The organism is Cobetia sp. L2A1 (assembly GCF_009796845.1).
In the GTDB taxonomy this organism is placed as follows: domain Bacteria; phylum Pseudomonadota; class Gammaproteobacteria; order Pseudomonadales; family Halomonadaceae; genus Cobetia.
Genome location: NZ_CP047025.1, coordinates 2,530,101 through 2,548,948, shown reverse-complemented (window position 1 = coordinate 2,548,948; position 18,848 = coordinate 2,530,101). Strand labels below are relative to the sequence as shown.

Sequence of the window (18,848 nt, the reverse complement as noted above, 5' to 3'; positions counted from 1 at the left end):
TTCAGGCAAGAGGCGTCATGTGACTGACGCATGGCAGTGTCAGTCTCGTTAAAGTCATGCTTTAAATAATAGAGAGGCATCTAGAGTGCGGTAGGACGCGTTCTTCAGCGGGTTTGCAGTGTGCAGCCTGGTGCCTTTCATGAAAACAGAGTGATATCAAGGAAACCGCAATGACCGCATCATCGACGGCCGAAAAGCTCGGCATTACACCGGAACGTCAGACCCACCTCAAGCAGCTTGAGGCTGAGTCCATTCACATCATCCGCGAAGTCGCGGCAGAGTTTTCCAATCCTGTCATGCTGTATTCTATCGGCAAGGACTCTGCCGTCATGCTGCACCTGGCGCGTAAAGCCTTCGCGCCGGGCATTCCTCCTTTCCCGCTGATGCACGTCAATACCACCTGGAAATTCCAGGAAATGATCAAGTTCCGCGATGAGATGGCCGCGGAAGTCGGCATGGAGCTGATTGAACACATCAATCAGGAAGGCGTCGCGGCGGGCATCAATCCGTTCGATCACGGCAGCGCCAAGTATACCGACATCATGAAGACCGCTGGTCTCAAGCAGGCCCTCGACAAGTATGGCTTTGATGCGGCCTTTGGCGGCGCACGTCGTGATGAGGAGGCGTCGCGTGCCAAGGAGCGTGTCTACTCCTTCCGCGATCAGTACCACCGTTGGGATCCGAAGAACCAGCGCCCGGAGCTGTGGAATATCTACAACTCCAAGATCAACAAGGGCGAGTCGATCCGCGTCTTCCCGCTGTCCAACTGGACCGAGCTGGACATCTGGCAGTACATCTATCTTGAGTCCATCAAGATCGTGCCGCTGTACTACTCCGCCGTACGTCCGGTCGTGCAGCGTGATGGTCTCGACATCATGGTTGATGATGACCGTCTGCCACTGGCCGAAGGCGAAGTGCCGGAAATGAAGTCCGTGCGCTTCCGCACCCTGGGTTGCTATCCGCTGACCGGCGCCGTGGAATCCACCGCCGCGACCCTGCCGGAAATCATTCAGGAAATGCTGCTGACCCGTACCAGCGAGCGCTCCGGTCGTGCGATTGATCACGACCAGGCTGGCTCCATGGAGAAGAAGAAGCGCGAAGGCTATTTCTAGGCCTTCAACAACGTTTCCAGGTCTTAAACAGCATTTCCAGGTCTTCATCAGCGTTTCCACCATGTCAGGCAAATAGTGGAATCAACGCCAAGGCGTGATGATGACAAGAACGGATAACATCACATTGACAGGACGAGGAATGTCCGCCGCTGGAAGCGTCATAGCGCTCGTGCCGGACAGGCCCCGCCCAGGGAGAAGTACAGTGTCACACCAGTCGACGATGATCGCGGAAAACATCGAAGCATATCTCAAGGAACACGAGCAGAAAGATCTGCTGCGTTTCATCACCTGCGGTAGCGTGGATGACGGCAAGTCGACCCTGATTGGTCGCTTGCTGCATGATTCCAAGATGATCTACGAAGATCAGCTGGCCGCTATCACCCGCGATTCCAAGAAGAGCGGGACCACGGGCAAGATTGACCTGGCGCTGCTGGTCGATGGCCTGCAGTCCGAGCGTGAGCAGGGCATCACCATCGATGTCGCCTATCGCTATTTCTCGACCGACAAGCGCAAGTTCATCATTGCCGATACCCCGGGGCATGAGCAGTACACCCGCAATATGGCGACCGGCGCGTCTACCGCGAGCCTGGCGATCATTCTGATCGATGCTCGCTACGGCGTGCAGACGCAGACGCGTCGTCACAGCTACATCTGCTCCCTGTTGGGCATCAAACATCTGATCGTCGCCGTCAACAAGATGGACATCGTCGATTACTCCCAGGAACGCTTCGATGAAATCGTCGCTGACTATAAAGAGTTCGCCAAGGACCTGGAAGTTCCCGACATTCGTTTCGTGCCGCTGTCTGCATTGGAAGGTGACAACGTCGTCTCCATCAGCGAAAAGACACCGTGGTACGCCGATGCGGGCTACGAAGCCCTCCCGCTGATGGACATCCTCGAAACGGTCGATGTCACTGAAGATAGCAACCTGACTGACTTGCGCTTCCCGGTGCAGTACGTCAATCGTCCGAACCTGAACTTCCGTGGGTATTGCGGCACGCTGGCCGCCGGCACTGTGACGCCAGGCCAGCAGATCAAGGTATTGCCGTCCGGCAAGCTCTCGACTGTCGAACGTATCGTCACCTTCGATGGCGATCTTGACGTCGCGTGGCCAGGCCAGGCCGTCACGCTGACATTGACTGACGAGATCGATATCTCGCGTGGCGACATGATCGTGGCGATTGATTCCGATCTCGAGCCTTGCACGGCGTTTACTGCTGATGTGGTGTGGATGCACGAGAATCCGCTGCTGGTCGGCAAGGAATACGAGATCAAGCTCGGCACCTCCAGTGTCATCGGTCGCGTGGGCCGTATCATCCACCAGACCGACGTCAACACCATGGCGCGCAACGAAGCCGAGAATGTGCCGCTCAACGGTATTGCCCGCGTGCAGGTCGAGCTGACCCAGCCGCTGGCCATGGACAGCTATCAGCGTTCGCCGCATACCGGCAGCTTCGTCTTCATCGACCGCTTGTCCAACATCACCATGGGTGCGGGCATGGTCAAGGACACCCTGAGTGCCAGCAACGTCGTATGGCACGACATGGCGGTGACCAAACAGCGTCGTGCTGAACGCAACAAGCAGAAGCCGTGCATCATCTGGTTCACAGGTCTGTCGGGTGCGGGCAAGTCCACCGCGGCCAACGCGCTGGAGCGTCAGCTGTTTGCGATGGGTTACAACACCTATCTGTTGGATGGTGACAACGTGCGTCACGGCCTATGTGGTGATCTTGGCTTCAGCGAAGACGACCGCGGCGAGAATATCCGTCGGGTCGGCGAAGTCTCCAAGCTGATGGTGGATGCCGGCATGATCACGCTGGTCAGCTTCATCTCACCGTTCCAGGCAGATCGCCAGACCGTACGCGACATGGTTGGTTCTGACGAATTCATCGAAGTCTTCGTCAATACGCCGATCAGCGTGTGCGAAGAGCGTGATCCGAAGGGGCTGTACCGCAAGGCGCGTGCCGGCGAGATCAGCGACTTTACCGGTATCAGCTCTCCGTATGAAGCACCGGAGAATCCGGAAATTGAGATCAACACCGGTGAACTGACGCTAGAGCAGACCGCGCTGAAGCTGGTCAGTCAGCTCAAGCACTACAACGTCATCGGCTGATTCATTCGCGCCGATTAGCCCCCGCCGCAAGGTGGGGGCGTTTGCAGTTTCAGGACTCTCATATGACTCAATCCAAATTCAAGCATCGCTTGCCGGGTGTCGTGCGCTTCGCGGCGACAGCAGGCCTTGCGATCATCGTCTCCGGTTGCGCCACCAGCTACCCGATGTCGACGGGTAATGGCAGCAACAATCTCTCCAGCCTCAGTGGTGCCGCACCGTTGTCGAAGGATATCTCCGCCTTTCTGGACACCGCCGCCATCGGCGGTGTCATGCCGGTTGTCAGCAGCCCCTGGGGCAGCAATGTCGAAGTGGTCGCCGGTGAACGTTATTTCGCAGCCAGCGGCCTGGTCTGTCGTCATCTGACCGTTTCCAATGATCGTGACTTGCCTAATAAGGAACTGGCGTGTCGCACCAGCAATACGGGCGCTGCCACGCAGGGCACCTGGGTCACGCAGCGTCTGGTCATAGGGTTGTTGGAAGACGCCCGTTGAAGCTCAATCTCAATGAAGCGATACAGCGTAACGGTGTTCTGAGTAAGCGCTTGTTGACCAGTAGCTTATATGGACAGCGATGAAAGTCAGATTTGATAGACAGACTTGTTAGATAGATTCAAAAGACACTGGTGTCAGGCTATGCCATTCATGATTGAGCCGCCTGATCAATACCGCATTACGAGGGGCCTTGCCCAATGACAATTTCTAGATTCTTGCTCCGGGCCGGGTGCCTGGTGGCGGTAGCGTGCCTGAACGCCAGCCCTGCAATGGCCGTTGGACTAGACAGCAGCTCCTTTCTATCCACTGGCGAGCAAGCTACCGGCATCCCTGAGAAAACCGAAAAGGTAGAAGATTCGGCACGCGCTGACTGGCGTAGTGGAACATACGGACCTATTACCTCCGAATCAAAGACAGACCCGGATTCCCTACCGCCATTCGGTGAGAATCTGTTTACTGGCGGTTTCCGTGGCATGGTCGCCGATGGTCTGAACAGCGACTACACCATCAAGCCGGGTGATCAGATCACGTTGCGTGTCTGGGGTGGGGTGGAAATCGAGTCAGTCCTGTCGGTGGACGCACAGGGGAATGTTTTCCTTCCCGGTATCGGGCCGATGAAAGTTCAGGGCATTTCCAATGCTCAGCTGGATGGCAAGGTGCGTACTGCCATCCAAGACGTATATCCCGAAAATGTCAGTGTCTACACCAATCTTCAGGGTGTTCAGCCGGTGGGCGTTTTCGTGACCGGTTATGTCAAGAACCCGGGCCGTTACGCCGGTACCCCGAATGACTCCATGCTGTACTTTCTGGATCAAGCCGGTGGTATTGATCAAGCGCTGGGGAGCTATCGCTCCATCAAGATCAAGCGTAACGGCCGCATTATCAGCAGTGTGGATCTCTATGACTTCCTGATCGATGGTGAGATTGCCCGTCCGCAATTCCGCGATGGTGATACCGTCGTTGTGGAAGAACGCGGCCCGGCCATCAGTGTCGTCGGCGATGTTGAGCGTGACTATCGTTACGAGCTCACCTCCACGCGCTTGAATGGGCAAGATGTCAATAAGTTGGCCCGCCTGAAAGCAGGTGTATCCCATGTCTTGCTGCGTGGTTCACGTTCAGACGGCCCCATTTCGCGTTATCTGCCGATTGCAGAATTTCGCGAGGCAGAAGTGCGTGCTGGAGATGAAGTTCTCTACAGCGCAGACCAGCGTGATGAAACTATTGTCGTGCAGCTGGAAGGCAGCTTTTACGGTCCTTCACGTTATGCCTTGCCTCGTAATGCGCATCTTGGCGAATTACTCAATGCCGTCGGCGTACCTAAGGGGCTAACAGATTATCAGAGCGTTTCCATTCGTCGTGAAAGTGTGAAGGAGCAGCAAGCCAAATCGTTGGAAGAGAGCCTAAGGCGCTTGGAAATGACATACCTTGGCACACCGACTTCGACCACTAATGAAGCATCGTCGCGTGAGCAAGAAGCCAGTCTCATTCAGCAGTTCGTAGAGAAGGCGCGAGAGACAGAGCCAACAGGTAGATTGGTTGTCGCGCGTGATGATGGAGAAATTGCAGATGTGAGATTGCAGGACGGCGATGTCGTGACGCTACCGGAAGTCAGCGATTCCTTGTTGATCAGTGGAGAAGTCGTCGTACCACAGGCAGCGGTCTACACACCAGGGTTGAGCGTGATGGACTACATCAAGAACGCGGGCGGATTCACACAGCATGCTGACGATGAGCAGATCCTGGTAGTGCGTCAAAACGGTGCGGTGCGTCACGCCGAAGATGTCAATCTCCGCTCAGGAGACGAAATCCTCGTTCTCCCGGCCCCTCCAACCAACAATCTACAGCTGGCGGGTAGTATCACGCAGATTCTGTATCAAGTTGCAGTCGCCACCAAAATTGCTCTAGACCTGTAATCATGGATCATAACGCCGGCAATTCATCGGGTAATTCCACTGATCAAGAATCTGATGCGACAAATGGACAGGGCGTGCCCAAGGCCCGTTCTGCCTGGGCTGTGACGCGCAGTGTCTGGTTTGCCATGTTTATGCGCGAAGCGATTGGTCGAACCATGACCGACCGAATGGGCTGGTTCTGGATGATTGCAGAGCCGGCCCTTCTCTTGCTCGTGATGATCGGTATTCGTAGCTATATTCGTGGTGATAAATTGATCACCAATGCTCCCTTCATTCCATGGATGCTGGTCGGGTTGCTGGGATTCTTCCTGATAAGGCAAGGCATGATGCAAGGCTTGGGGGCTATCAGTGCCAATAAAGCATTATTTGCCTATCGCCAGGTACATCCAGTAGATGGCGTATTGGTACGTAATGCACTGGACGGCATGATTCGAACTATCATCTTCCTATTATTCATCGCAGGTGGATTGATGATAGGAACCGACTTTCGACCGGATAATGGATTCCAAGCGATAGGTGGCTGGTTGTCCTTATGGCTTTTAGGTCTAGGCCTTGGTTTAGTAACTTCAGTATTGGGTACATTGGTGCCTGAAATCAGCAAGGTTATTCGCATGTTAAATATGCCATTGCTGATATTGTCTGGAGTTATCATGCCACTCAATCAATTGCCACACTATTTGCTAGAATATCTGATGCTCAATCCCATCGTGCACGGATTAGAATACACACGGCAAGGTTTCTTCGAGGGCTATCAGGTGGTGCACGGCACAGATATGATTTATTTCTGGGCATGGACGCTGAGCACCTTGGCGCTAGGATTATTGATGCACGTTCGATTCAAGGAGCGCCTGAAGAGCCAATGATTGAAATCCAAAATCTCTCAAAGCGTTTTTATCAGTCGCACTACAGTCAAACAGACGATCAGTGGGTATTGAAAGATATTAATATCATTATTCCCTCTGGAGTTAGTGTAGGGCTGCTCGGCGCTAATGGTGCAGGAAAATCAACCCTGCTGCGATTAATTGCAGGTATGGATACCCCTCAAAAAGGGCGTGTTGTTCGTCATTCCAAAGTTTCTTGGCCGATAGGTTTGGCAGCAGGCTTACAAGGTAGTATGACGGGTCGGCAAAATGTCAAGTTTGTGGCACGACTGCATGGTGCGGACTACAATATCAATAGCATTATTGAACAAGTTCAAGATTTTGCTGAAATTGGGCCCGCATTTGACGAACCAATACGTACCTATTCTTCTGGTATGCGCGCACGGCTTAACTTCGGATTGTCATTGGCATTTAAATTTGATGTCTATCTTTCTGATGAAGCGACAGCAGTAGGGGACAGAGCATTTAAGGCAAAAGCTACAAAAGCATTTAATGATATGGTAGGGGGGGCAAGCCTTATTATGGTCTCGCACGGTGAAAGTATTTTGAAGGATCTTTGCCAAGCCGGGATTTATTTAAAAGGTGGGCGTGCTCATTGGTATGACAATATTCATGATGCTATTGCGGCTTATCATGCAGACTGTGATGGCCCTAAGTTAAGCAAATTGTCTTTGGCAGAATTACAGAAGCTACGTGTTGAGCGTCGTCAGATGCTGGATGAGGCAAAGCTTGCACGCGAAGCAGCAGAAACGCTTCCTCCTCGCGAGAAAAAGCCCTACGGAAACGCGTTACGCGCCGCAAAGGAATCGCTGCGCGAAGTACGGGAAGAAATAGAATCGCGCCAATCCAAGACCTCCTGAGTCAATCACGGCAACTCAATGCAACGCCCATCCTTTCAATGCCGCCGGCTTCATCCGGTGTGCCTCACCAGCGGGAACACGCATGACGTCCTTTATCAAACGCTACCCACAATGGGCTTTTGTCCTGTTGTCTATTTTGCTTGTTGGCTTTTATTGGCTAGCCTGGGCTGATGATCGCTATGTTTCCAAAGCGACGGTAGTACTCGAAAGCCCTCAGGTGAGCGGTTCAAGCGAAGTGAGTTTCGGTTCATTACTGTCAGGTAATCAGAGCAACAGTGATCTTCTGTTGCTACGAGAATATCTGATGAGCGTCGATATGCTCAAGAAAGTGCAAGAGCAGCTCGATTTCCGGACGCATTACAGTACACATGGCGATATTTTAGCGCGCCTGGGCGATGCAGATGCATCAATCGAAGAACTGCATGGCTATTATCTCAAGCGTATCAATGTCGAGATGGATGACTACGCTGGTGTATTGAATGTTGAAGTACAGGCTTGGACTCCTGAATTTGCTCAGAAATTTGCCCAGCTTTTACTGGAGGAGGGTGAGCGCCACATGAATCAGATGGGGCAGCGCCTAGCGGAAGATCAAGTTGAATTCCTCGATAAACAGGTAGGCCTGTTGGAAAAGAATTTCGAGCAATCCCGTCAGGATTTGTTGGACTATCAGAACAAGAATGGCCTGGTATCACCGACACAGACAGTTGAGAGTCTCAATACCGTCGTAGCTACCCTGGAAGCTCAATTGGCGACCTACAAGGCACGCAAAAGTGCGTTGGCCAGTTATCAGAGCGTGCGTTCCAGCGACATGGTAAGGGTAGAAAGTGAAATCAATGCACTCAAGCAGCAAATTGACTTGGAGAAAGAGCGTCTCGCACGGCAATCCGGCAACGCACTCAACAGTGTTTCCAGTCAGTACGAGACCTTGCAGTTACGTGCTGACTTTGCCAAGCAGACATATTCTAATGCATTGGCGGCACTTGAAAATACGAGGATAGAAGCCGCGCGTAAACTTAAACAAGTCAGTATCCTGCAAAGTCCGATATTGCCAGAATATCCCGAACAACCTGAGCGACTTTATAATGTCACCATCTTTTCGTTGGTGATGATATTCCTCGGCTTTATATTTAGCATGCTTGTTCTTATAGTTAAAGATCATCGCGATTAAAAAGGGAAGTGAAAATGTTAGACAAGGGAACTAATACTAATAACGAACAAATCGTAACAGGTTATACGCTTGATTTACAGTATTATAAGTCTCGATATCATGATCTTAAGCTAATGTCGGATGCACAAATAATTAATCATTGGCATTATTATGGTAAACTTGAGGGCAGAGTGTGCTCTGGTGATCACGCCAAAAGCTTGATGTTACAGACGGATAATATCAATGCCAAATCAAATTCACTTAGCGAACTGAAAGACAGTCAGAACAATAAAAGTGTAACTGAGTTCAAGGCAGTCCAAAGTACTTTGGAAATGTCTTTGGTAAAACCTTTCGACGACGCCTTTTATGCTGCTCTTTATCTGGACTTGGAGAAAACACGATTCTATAGAGAAAAAAAATTATATAAGCACTATGATATGTTTGGAGAAAAGGAGGGGAGAATCGCAACCCTGTCACAATGGCTGAAGGGACATGGTTATCCAGATTCGATTGCCTCACATGATTTTAGCTATGGATATATATACAAGTTAAATTCCACGCTAGGAATTGAGATTACACTTAAAGACGTTCTTGGAACATTTTCTGCTGAAATCAATGTGCCTGTCTCGTTTTACGAAGATGATCAAAAAAATGCAGAGTTTTATCTACGAATAGCCAAATATTATCTGGAGATTGGCGATAAAACAAAAGCGAAAAAATTACTGGAAAGTTCTAATTCTTTCTTTAGTCTCTCTGCCAGCTTAGAGTTGTTGGGTAATCTCTATCTGGATCAAGGGCATAATAGAATTGCATTGGGATATTACAATTCTGCAAAAGCTTTGAGTAATACTCCTAAGTGGCTCTATTTTAATAGAGCAACATGTCTTGTTAGGCTACAACAATATGAGAAAGCACTGACCAGTCTGGCCGAAGGACTTGAAGCTTATGGAGAATTCACTTTTCAACACGAAAAACTTGACGAATTTGCAGAAGATGCCTGGAATAATGTATTCCCTGCACTGCTGAGCTACGTGGGACAAGGCAATCGAGAGGAGCTAGTCAGGGCATTTGACACTTTCAGTGAGGTTGTCTACGACGCCTATCTTCGTGCCTGCGGTACAAGCGAGAATCCTGCCATATTGCCGAGTCTCAACCTCGATAGAATCCTCATTGTTGGCGACTATCATATCGCCCAGTGCGAGCGCTATCGTATCAATCAGAAAGTCGAACAGTTGGAAGCGGTTGGCAAGGAAGTGACTGCGATCAACTGGCTTGAGATTGATCAGCACGCTGAAGCATTGGCAACGCATGATGTCGTCATATTCTATCGTGTCCCTGCAATGCCAAAGATTCTGAAGGCTATGGCCCAGACCAATGCCGTAGGCAAGCTCAGCATCTACGAAATAGACGACCTGATCTTTGATCCTGTTTATCCACCGGCGCTTGCCAGCTATGGGGGGTACGTATCACTGGAGACGTACCAGGAGCTCACCCGTGGTATGGCCCTCTTCCACGCAGCTGCACGACATTGCCGTTTGGGATTGGCATCTACAGAACCCTTGAGAGAACGGCTTGCTCAACTGGTTTTTGGCAAGGAATGTCTGCTGCATCGCAATGGACTGGATAGTCTCAATGAGTTCAGTCAACCATTGGAGTCCCCCAAAAAGACGCTTGATATCTTCTATGGAAGTGGGACTCAAGCGCATAATCAAGATTTCATGGAGCTCGCGTTACCGGCGATTGTGAAGCTTCTCACGCAATACCCGCACCTTCGTCTTGTCATCGTTGGTTATCTAAAACTACCAAAATATTTCACCGATCGCTTTGCTGATCAGCTTTCTCTGATTCCCCCTTTGAAAAGTGTTCAGGGATATTGGTCACTGTTGCGTAGAGCAGATATCAATCTGGCAGTACTTCATGATGATGTCATGAACGAATGCAAATCTGAACTGAAATGGTTTGAGGCGGCATGCCATGGCGTCCCTTCAGTGGTCAGCAGCACGCAAAACTATCGTGACGTGATTCGCGACGGAGAAGATGCTTTCTTGGCGGTTACTGCAGATGACTGGGAGAGTGCCATTACTCGCCTGGTCGAAGATAAATCGCTTCGCAATAAAATGGGAAAAGCTGCCCAACAACGTACTCGCGATGAATACTCACTCGAAGTGCTTGGCAGCCAGCTTGTTTCTAGCCTCGAAGTTCACGCTAATCGCTTGATGGATGGTGCAAGTTATGTGAATGGAGATGATGGGCACACTGAATTGGTTCGTAAGAAACGCAAGGTTGCCCTCGTCAATGTTTTTTTTCCGCCGCAGTCAATAGGTGGCGCTACTCGTGTGGTAGACGACAACTTCAAAGCACTACGCAAGCATTATGGTGATGATTTCGAATTGGTCGTGTTTACCGCGGATAGTGAGTGTCGCACACCTCATCAGTTGAGTATGTATCGACATGATGGAGTACGTGTCTATCGTTCCACGACACTATGGCGAGAGAATATGGACTGGCATGCCAAGGATGAGCGCATGTATCAGATGTTCACCGAGTTTCTTGAATGTGAAAAGCCTGATTTAGTGCATTTTCACTGCGTGCAGCGTTTGACCGGATCTGTCGTGGAAGCAACGCGTGATGCTAAGGTGCCTTATATCGTTACAGCGCATGATGCGTGGTGGATTTCCGACTTCCAATTTCTGGTAGATCATGAGGGTACAGTATACCCAGAAGGGCATTCGGATCCTTTTGCAACAATCAATCTACCCCCTAGCATCACACAAGAAGCCTCCGTAGAGCGTAAGCTTTATCTCAAAGGATTATTGAGTAGCGCTCATAAGGTTCTCACGGTGTCTAATGCGTTTGCTGATATCTATCGCAAGAACGATATTGTGAAGATCGAGGTAACACCCAACGGCATTTCCGATGACTTGCCTTGGGCTCCCAAGGATACCTCTTATACTAAGCGAGTAGTGGGCGGGCATGTGGGTGGCATGGCAGAGCACAAGGGATACTTCCTGCTGAAGGAAGCTGTTATGAAAGCACAGCCACGAAATATGGAGTTTTTGGTGGTAGACCACTCCAAGGAAGAAGATTACGAATCACGGCAATTCTGGGGGACTGTACCTGTAAGGTTTATTGGGCGCACTGGCCAAGATAAGGTTGTGAATATCTATCGACAAATAGATGTACTGTTTGCGCCATCTACTTGGCCTGAAAGTTTTGGCCTGGTTACTAGGGAGGCAGCTGCCTGTGGTTGTTGGGTTGTGGCGTCTGTTATAGGTGGTATTGGTGAAGATGTAGATGCTAGTAATGGCTACCTTATAAAGGCACAAAGTAAAGCTATAGAAAATATCCTGTCGATAATTGATGATCGAGTAAAAACTACTCCTGCACTAAAAGCTAACTACTTTGCATCTGAACAAATCATTACACTTTCTGATTATTATAAGGCATGCTAAATGATCAACAATCTTTTCCTAAGTGTGGGTGCCATGAAAGCAGGTACAACATGGCTTTATGAAAGATTAAAAGACCATCCTGACGTATCATTTACACAAGAAAAAGAAATACATTACTTTGCTAATAAGGTTGGCATTGAAAACCAACTTAATCATCATTCAAGAATTTTAAAACTCAAATCAATACTTAATAAATATGGCGGTGGTAACCCTAAATATATTGCAGAAAATATTCAAGAAATTTCTTGGTATGTTAATTACGCTAAGCCAAATAGCATTTCTAATGAGTGGTACATAAGTTTATTTGATGATCCTCAGAGTGAAAAGTATTGTGCCGACTTTTCTAATTTGTATTGTCAAATGAGTTCAGATGGCTGGGAAAACGTACATAAAACTAGTCGTAAAACTAGAGTTATCTATACTTTAAGAGATCCTATGCAGCGATTATGGTCTCATTATAAGTTCCATCATAAATGGACTGGCAAAGAAGATAGCGTGCTAGACGATGGCTTTGAAGTATTTAAAGACACTTTATCTAAACCTTGGTTTTACAAAAATATGGATTATGCCGGGAATTTAAAAAAAGTGTATGCTGGTGTAGGTCAAGAAAATGTTCTGCTGCTTTACTTTGAAGATTTTCGATCAAATCCTCAACTCGAAGCTGACAAAATATCTTCTTTTTTAGGTATTAGTCAGATACACATTAATGAAGAGGATAATAATAAAAAAGTTAATTCTACCAAAGGGTATGGTATGCCAGATGAGTGGCGGGAATATGCTGCGAACCAACTAAGTGATTATATTTCTGAAATGAAAGATTTTAATATTTTCCATGAGTCATGGTGATTGATATGTCTAATATTAAGTTTACGCTTGCCACGTGTATTCGTAACGAAGGCCCCTATATTCTTGAGTGGTATTTGTATTATAAAGAGCTTGGGGTAGATAATTTTGTAGTTTACTCAAATGACAATACCGATGGATCTGATAAGCTTTTATCACTAATGCATAGTATGAAGCTTATAGACTGGAGACCTCGAACTCTTGCTGAAGGTGAAAGTCCTCAGATAACTGCATATCAAGATCTAAGTCAAGAGCTGTTCGATAATCCAGAAAGTGAGAATCATTATCTTGCTTGGTTAGATATGGATGAGTTTCTCGTCTTACATAAGCATGATTCTCTTCATGAATTAATTAAAGAGTTTAAATATCCTGATGGCTTGGTGCTAAGCTGGAAACATTTCGGTTCGTCTGGAATCAATTGTTATTCTGATGCACCTACTATTGACAAATTTATATTATCAAGCTCTAGCAACAATCAGAATAAACTTTTTAAAACAATAAGTAGGGTGGATCGCAGTCTTTACAAAAGTATTAATAATCATCATCCGATCCCTCACAAGGGATCAAATCCAAATATTATTTATGCAACAGCGAAAATGGTTACTTTCCCTGATCATTACCTGAATGGTGGTAACCCTGTTAGGGATGATGATGCATTATTTTATTACGACGTTTGTCAATTAAACCATTATGCAATTCGTTCAAAACAGGAGTTTGAGTGGAAGAGGAGAAGAGGTAATGGCAGGCTAGCTCTAAATGCAGATAGAAAGCATTTCTTAGATGGATACTTCTATAAGCACGATTCCAACGAAGAGGTAGATTATACCGCTAAAGAAAAGTACTCTCAGAAATTGAAAGAGGCTTTCAATTCACTTCCATATGAATTATTATCAGTTCATAACTCCATAATTGAAATTCTAAAATATACATACGGTAAAGATAGTGGTGACGTTATTGATCAAGAGAAGATAAAAATAAAATTTCACCGTGCCAAAGGAATTAGTTTTACCTCCAAGTTCTCATTAGATACTAACAAAATAAGTTTGACTCCTGGTCGAGAAGTATCCGTGGGTGGAGTTTTTGTACTTGATTCAGAGGATGTGAAAATAGAAGGCGTACGTATTTGTAATGATGATATACTAAAGCATGGTGTTATCGATCTACCTTCTCCAGGGATGAGAAATCAATATCGCTCAAAGTTTAATTCATCATCAGCTCGTTTTTCATTCCAATTCTGTTCACATTTAGATTTGTCTGATACTAAGTTATTTATAGATTTGAGTAATGGGGATGAGGTTTTTTGCGGAGAGTTTAAAGTTATTCAGAACTCTCAGCCAGTATTAAAAAGTTTTTCTCATGAGCTAGAGTTCTTTAAGCTTGCTGGATTTATAAAGAAAATAGCTTCTGATAAGCCAGTTTTATACATTGCCAATAAAGGTAACTTTGGAGATGCTCTGATTCGACAAGGAGCAATCGCCTTCTTTAATAAGCATCATATAGAATACAAAGAATTAAAGAAAGATTATATTTTTTCTGATGATTTTGATTATTCTAAATATAAAGATTATCTCTGTATATACGGTGGGAGCGGTGCGTGGTGTGCGGTAACACCAGGTGCAAAAGATATAGTTAATAATCTCGCCTCCTTGTTCACTGAAGTTATTGTTTTACCTTCTACTTATGAAATTTCAGGAAAATGGAGTAATGTTCATTTATGGTCTAGAGGAAATAAAGAATCTTTTTATAAAAGCTCTGGCCATTTTTGTCATGATATGGCGTTTTCTTTGCCTCGTTTGAGTTGCACAGGTGGGAGTGGTGATGGTTTCTTTTATAGAAATGATAAAGAAGCTTCAGGGAAAATGATTCATCCATTAAGTAATAGAGATATAAGTTTCGAAGGAAATTCTTATTCAGAGATCTCTCCTTTCTTTGATGCTATAGCTAAGTACGAAAACATATATACTGACAGGCTACATGTGGCTATAGCTGCGTGCTTACTAGATAAAGAAGTTTTTTTAAGTTCTAGTTCTTATTTTAAAATTCGCGAAATATATCAATCTTCATTATTTGGATTTTTCAAAAATATAAACTTTGTGGAAGTTTGAAATGAAAAAAGATAATTTTGTTTTTTTAATCACAGGAGGAGCCGGCTTCATTGGCTCCGCGGTCGTCCGTGAGCTGATCCGTTCTACCCAGCACACCGTCATCAACCTTGATGCGCTGACCTATGCCGGTAATCTTGAGTCATTAGTTGATGTCGCTAATTCCGAGCGCTATCACTTCGTGCAAGCCGATATCTGTGACGGCGAGAAGATGAAGGCTGTCTTCGCGGAGTTTCAGCCGGATATCGTGATGCACCTGGCGGCCGAGAGTCACGTGGATCGCTCCATCGATGGCCCGGCAGATTTCATCGAGACGAATATCGTCGGCACTTATCAGTTATTGGAAGCGGCACGTCACTATTGGAAAGACTTGAAAGCATCCGATGCCGAGAAGGCTGCCGGTTTCCGGTTCCATCATATTTCGACAGATGAAGTGTATGGCGATCTGGAAGGGCCAGAAGACCTCTTTACTGAGACAACAGCTTATGCCCCGAGTTCTCCGTACTCGGCCAGCAAGGCCAGTTCGGATCACCTCGTGCGGGCCTGGCAGCGTACCTATGGCCTGCCGACACTGGTCACCAACTGCTCCAACAATTACGGCCCGTTCCATTTCCCCGAGAAGCTGATTCCGTTGATGATTCTCAATGCCTTGGCAGGGAAGTCACTGCCGGTGTATGGCGATGGCAAGCAGGTGCGTGACTGGCTGTACGTGGAAGATCATGCACGTGCACTGATCAAGGTCGCGACCGAGGGTGAGATTGCCGAGACCTACAACATCGGTGGCCATAACGAGAAGCAGAACATTGAGGTCGTCAAGACACTATGTGCACTGCTGGAAGAGTTAGTGCCCGAGAAGCCGGCTGGCATTGCCCACTATGAAGACCTCATCAGCTATGTAACGGATCGACCGGGCCATGATGTGCGTTATGCCATCGATGCCGCCAAGATCGAGCGTGAGCTGGGCTGGGTACCACAGGAAACCTTCGAGACCGGCCTGCGCAAGACGGTCGAGTGGTATCTGGCCAATGAAAGTTGGTGGCAGCGTGTACAGGACGGCAGCTACCGTGGCGAGCGCCTCGGAACCGGGAGCTGATCATGGCAGCGGACAAGATGGCACCGTGCACCACGCCGTTGAACAACGGTTTCGGCAGAATTCTCATTCTTGGCGGCAATGGCCAGGTCGGGTTCGAGTTGCAGCGCAGCTTCGCGCCATTCGGAGAAGTGCGTGCCCCGCGCCGCAGTGACATGGATGCCAGTGATGTGGACGCGGTGGCCGCCTATGTGGATGCCTATCAACCACAGCTGATACTCAATGCTGCCGCCTGGACCGCCGTCGACAAGGCCGAAGCGCAACGCGAAGACGCCATGCGGCTCAATGCTGAGCTACCGGCGCTGTTGGCGGAGAAAGCAAGCGCCTTGGGCGCGGTGCTGGTGCACTATTCCTCCGACTACGTCTATCCGGGCGATGGCGAGCAGTTCTGGAGCGAGGACAGTCCGACAGCGCCGCTCTCGGTCTACGGTGAGAGCAAGCTGGCCGGCGATGACGCCGTGATGGCGAGTGAGTGCCGTCATCTGGTGTTGCGTACCAGCTGGGTGTACGCCGCGCGCGGCAACAACTTCATGAAAACGATGCTCAAGCTCGGGCGTGACCGTGACACGCTGAACATCGTCAACGATCAGATCGGCGCACCGACCCCCGCCCGATTGATCGCGCAACTGACCTGTGAGGCGTTGCGCCAGAATATCGCGAGTGGTCTGTATCATCTGGCCCCGCGAGGCACTACCAGCTGGCACGGTTTCGCCCAGGCCATCTTCCGCCAGGCCATCGAGCTGGGAGAGACGCTGGCGATTGACCCTGAGACGCTGGGCGGCATTCCGACCGCTGACTACCCGACACCCGCTGCGCGCCCGTTGAACTCGCGACTGGCATTGGGCAAGTTGGAAGCGGCATTGGGCTATTCACTGCCGAGTTGGGACGCTCAGTTGTCACTGACCCTGACAGAACATCTCGATCGTTGAGTTAGAGTTGTGCATTATTAGCCTCTGGCATCAAAGTCTGATCTATCTCACCACTTGATAGCGATATGATAATTGCTGGGCAGACTGGACGACTCAATTTCTCCGCGTAACACTAAACGTCGATACGACAAGGAAATTTTATATGGCGCGCAAGGGTATCATTCTCGCCGGCGGTTCCGGTACACGACTGCACCCCATCACGCTGGGTGTTTCCAAGCAACTGCTGCCGATCTACGACAAGCCGATGATCTTCTATCCGGTGTCGGTACTGATGCTGGCCGGTATCCGCGAGATACTGATCATCTCCACCCCGGAAGATCTACCGCAGTATGAAAAGCTGCTTGGCAACGGCGACCAGTATGGCGTGCGCTTCGAGTATGCCGTGCAGCCAAGCCCCGATGGCCTGGCGCAGGCGTTCATCATCGGTGAAGAATTCATCGGCAATGATCCGGTCTGCCTGGTGCTGGGTGACAACATCTTCCACGGTCAGCACTTCTCCGAGCAGCTGAAGCGCGCGGCAGATCAGCCGAGTGGCGCGACCGTCTTCGGCTACCTGGTACAAGATCCGGAGCGCTTCGGTGTGGTCGAGTTTGACGAGTCAGGCACCGCGATTTCCATTGAAGAGAAGCCGCTCAAGCCCAAGTCACCGTACGCGGTGACCGGCCTCTATTTCTACGACAACGATGTGGTCGAGATCGCCAAACAGGTTGAGCCGTCAGAGCGCGGTGAGCTGGAAATCACCAGCGTCAACAATGCCTATCTGGAGCGCGGTGACCTGCGGGTCGAGCGTCTGGGCCGCGGTTTCGCGTGGCTGGACACCGGCACCCACGACAGCCTGCTGGAAGCGGGTCAGTACGTGCAGACCATCGAGCACCGTCAAGGCTTGAAGGTGGCATGCCTGGAAGAGATTTCCTGGACCAACGGCTGGATCAGTGACGAGCAGCTGGAAGCACAAGGTACCGCACTGAAGAAGACCGGCTATGGCCAGTACCTGCTCAAGCGTCTGGACGACAAGCGTGGCGGTAACGTGTAAGTCATCAAGCCGCAGATTTGTGCACTAAAGCTTTTATGCATGATAAGCCAGACGGCCGTATATTTTGGATATATGACGAGTATATGGACTTTAGTAAAGAATTCCATGGTAGTCGAGGCATAGTGATTTTTCCTTGTCTGTAATTATGATGACTATCCCGAAGTGACCGCGTCTACCGCAATCACTTCGGGAATTTTTGTTTTTCAATCTTGAGATCATTCCACCAAGAGTGGTCACTTACCAAAGAGACGTGCATGAATTACGAAAAACTCGCCATTCCTGAAGTCGTGCTCCTGACTCCGCAAGTGTTCGGTGATGAGCGCGGTTTCTTCATGGAAACCTTTCGTCATAGCGAATTTGTCGAGCACTGCGGTGACTACACCTTCGTGCAAGATAACCATAGCAAATCTCGTCAGGGCATCTTGCGTGGCTTGCATTACCAGCTGAATCAGCCGCAGGGCAAGCTGGTACGCGTGACACAGGGTGAAGTGTTCGATGTAGCCGTCGACATGCGCAAGAGCAGCCCGACTTTCGGCCAGTGGGTGGGTGCGCTGTTGAGCGAAGACAACAAGCAGATGCTATGGGTACCACCGGGATTCGCGCACGGCTTCTATGTCACCAGTGAGTCTGCGGAGTTCCAGTACAAGTGTAGTGATTACTATGCGCCTGGTGATGAGTATTCACTGAAATGGAACGATGCCACGGTAGGAGTTGAGTGGCCTCTGATCAATGGTGAGTCACCTCAACTCTCTGGAAAGGATGAAGAAGGCAAGTCTTTTGAAGAGGCTGCAGTTTTCGTCTGAGAAGATTTGGTATCATTGGAGTTTGAGGTGATCATGAAGTCGCGTATCTGAGTATCATCAAGAGTATATCTAGATCGTA

14 protein-coding genes are annotated in these 18,848 nt (G+C 48.9%); all 14 read left to right on the top strand.

Annotated elements, in window-relative coordinates; all coding sequences use genetic code 11:
• Positions 1-170 precede the first annotated feature (170 nt).
• Positions 171-1,112, top strand: coding sequence for a sulfate adenylyltransferase subunit CysD (cysD, locus tag GQR90_RS10920; RefSeq protein ID WP_158774139.1), 942 nt, complete (start codon positions 171-173; stop codon positions 1,110-1,112).
• Positions 1,113-1,314: 202 nt separating this feature from the next.
• On the top strand, positions 1,315-3,225 hold the full coding sequence (gene cysN, locus GQR90_RS10915; protein ID WP_158774138.1) for a sulfate adenylyltransferase subunit CysN: 1,911 nt from the start codon (positions 1,315-1,317) through the stop codon (positions 3,223-3,225).
• Positions 3,226-3,287: 62 nt separating this feature from the next.
• Complete coding sequence (locus GQR90_RS10910) at positions 3,288-3,716, top strand: DVU3141 family protein (protein ID WP_158774137.1); 429 nt, start codon at positions 3,288-3,290, stop codon at positions 3,714-3,716.
• A 197-nt stretch (positions 3,717-3,913) separates the two neighbouring features.
• Positions 3,914-5,629, top strand: coding sequence for a polysaccharide biosynthesis/export family protein (locus GQR90_RS10905; protein WP_158774136.1), 1,716 nt, complete (start codon positions 3,914-3,916; stop codon positions 5,627-5,629).
• Between the two features lie 2 nt (positions 5,630-5,631).
• Entirely contained in the window at positions 5,632-6,492 is an 861-nt protein-coding gene (locus tag GQR90_RS10900; protein ID WP_158774135.1) for an ABC transporter permease, read from the top strand.
• The gene (locus tag GQR90_RS10895) at positions 6,489-7,370 is read left to right on the top strand and encodes an ABC transporter ATP-binding protein (protein ID WP_158774134.1); all 882 of its coding nucleotides are present in this window, start codon (positions 6,489-6,491) and stop codon (positions 7,368-7,370) included. Before GQR90_RS10900 ends, GQR90_RS10895 begins: the two co-directional genes overlap by 4 nt.
• A gap of 82 nt (positions 7,371-7,452) precedes the next feature.
• Entirely contained in the window at positions 7,453-8,538 is a 1,086-nt protein-coding gene (locus GQR90_RS10890) for a chain-length determining protein (RefSeq protein ID WP_158774133.1), read from the top strand.
• Between the two features lie 14 nt (positions 8,539-8,552).
• The gene (locus tag GQR90_RS10885; protein ID WP_158774132.1) at positions 8,553-11,969 is read left to right on the top strand and encodes a glycosyltransferase; all 3,417 of its coding nucleotides are present in this window, start codon (positions 8,553-8,555) and stop codon (positions 11,967-11,969) included.
• Entirely contained in the window at positions 11,970-12,815 is an 846-nt protein-coding gene (locus GQR90_RS10880) for a sulfotransferase (protein ID WP_158774131.1), read from the top strand. It abuts the gene before it with no gap.
• 5 nt (positions 12,816-12,820) lie between these two features.
• A complete protein-coding gene (locus GQR90_RS10875) occupies positions 12,821-14,917 on the top strand; it encodes a glycosyltransferase family 2 protein (protein WP_158774130.1) in 2,097 nt (698 codons plus the stop codon).
• A gap of 1 nt (position 14,918) precedes the next feature.
• On the top strand, positions 14,919-16,007 hold the full coding sequence (gene rfbB, locus GQR90_RS10870) for a dTDP-glucose 4,6-dehydratase (RefSeq protein ID WP_158774129.1): 1,089 nt from the start codon (positions 14,919-14,921) through the stop codon (positions 16,005-16,007).
• Positions 16,008-16,009: 2 nt separating this feature from the next.
• Positions 16,010-16,933, top strand: coding sequence for a dTDP-4-dehydrorhamnose reductase (rfbD, locus tag GQR90_RS10865; RefSeq protein ID WP_233266235.1), 924 nt, complete (start codon positions 16,010-16,012; stop codon positions 16,931-16,933).
• 142 nt (positions 16,934-17,075) lie between these two features.
• Positions 17,076-17,966 carry a glucose-1-phosphate thymidylyltransferase RfbA gene (gene rfbA / locus GQR90_RS10860; RefSeq protein WP_158774128.1) on the top strand — a complete coding sequence of 297 codons (891 nt, stop codon included), beginning with the start codon at positions 17,076-17,078 and terminating at the stop codon, positions 17,964-17,966.
• A 254-nt stretch (positions 17,967-18,220) separates the two neighbouring features.
• A complete protein-coding gene (gene rfbC, locus GQR90_RS10855) occupies positions 18,221-18,769 on the top strand; it encodes a dTDP-4-dehydrorhamnose 3,5-epimerase (protein WP_158774127.1) in 549 nt (182 codons plus the stop codon).
• Positions 18,770-18,848: the final 79 nt, after the last annotated feature.

What these genes read in the sequence shown, in the direction of transcription:
- rfbB (WP_158774129.1), top strand. Translation starts at nt 14,919, where the DNA reads ATGAAAAAAGATAATTTTGTTTTTTTAATCACAGGAGGAGCCGGCTTC.
- cysD (WP_158774139.1), top strand. Translation starts at nt 171, where the DNA reads ATGACCGCATCATCGACGGCCGAAAAGCTCGGCATTACACCGGAACGT.
- GQR90_RS10875 (WP_158774130.1), top strand. Translation starts at nt 12,821, where the DNA reads ATGTCTAATATTAAGTTTACGCTTGCCACGTGTATTCGTAACGAAGGC.
- rfbC (WP_158774127.1), top strand. Translation starts at nt 18,221, where the DNA reads ATGAATTACGAAAAACTCGCCATTCCTGAAGTCGTGCTCCTGACTCCG.
- GQR90_RS10900 (WP_158774135.1), top strand. Translation starts at nt 5,632, where the DNA reads ATGGATCATAACGCCGGCAATTCATCGGGTAATTCCACTGATCAAGAA.
- rfbA (WP_158774128.1), top strand. Translation starts at nt 17,076, where the DNA reads ATGGCGCGCAAGGGTATCATTCTCGCCGGCGGTTCCGGTACACGACTG.
- GQR90_RS10910 (WP_158774137.1), top strand. Translation starts at nt 3,288, where the DNA reads ATGACTCAATCCAAATTCAAGCATCGCTTGCCGGGTGTCGTGCGCTTC.
- GQR90_RS10895 (WP_158774134.1), top strand. Translation starts at nt 6,489, where the DNA reads ATGATTGAAATCCAAAATCTCTCAAAGCGTTTTTATCAGTCGCACTAC.
- rfbD (WP_233266235.1), top strand. Translation starts at nt 16,010, where the DNA reads ATGGCAGCGGACAAGATGGCACCGTGCACCACGCCGTTGAACAACGGT.
- GQR90_RS10885 (WP_158774132.1), top strand. Translation starts at nt 8,553, where the DNA reads ATGTTAGACAAGGGAACTAATACTAATAACGAACAAATCGTAACAGGT.
- GQR90_RS10890 (WP_158774133.1), top strand. Translation starts at nt 7,453, where the DNA reads ATGACGTCCTTTATCAAACGCTACCCACAATGGGCTTTTGTCCTGTTG.
- GQR90_RS10905 (WP_158774136.1), top strand. Translation starts at nt 3,914, where the DNA reads ATGACAATTTCTAGATTCTTGCTCCGGGCCGGGTGCCTGGTGGCGGTA.
- GQR90_RS10880 (WP_158774131.1), top strand. Translation starts at nt 11,970, where the DNA reads ATGATCAACAATCTTTTCCTAAGTGTGGGTGCCATGAAAGCAGGTACA.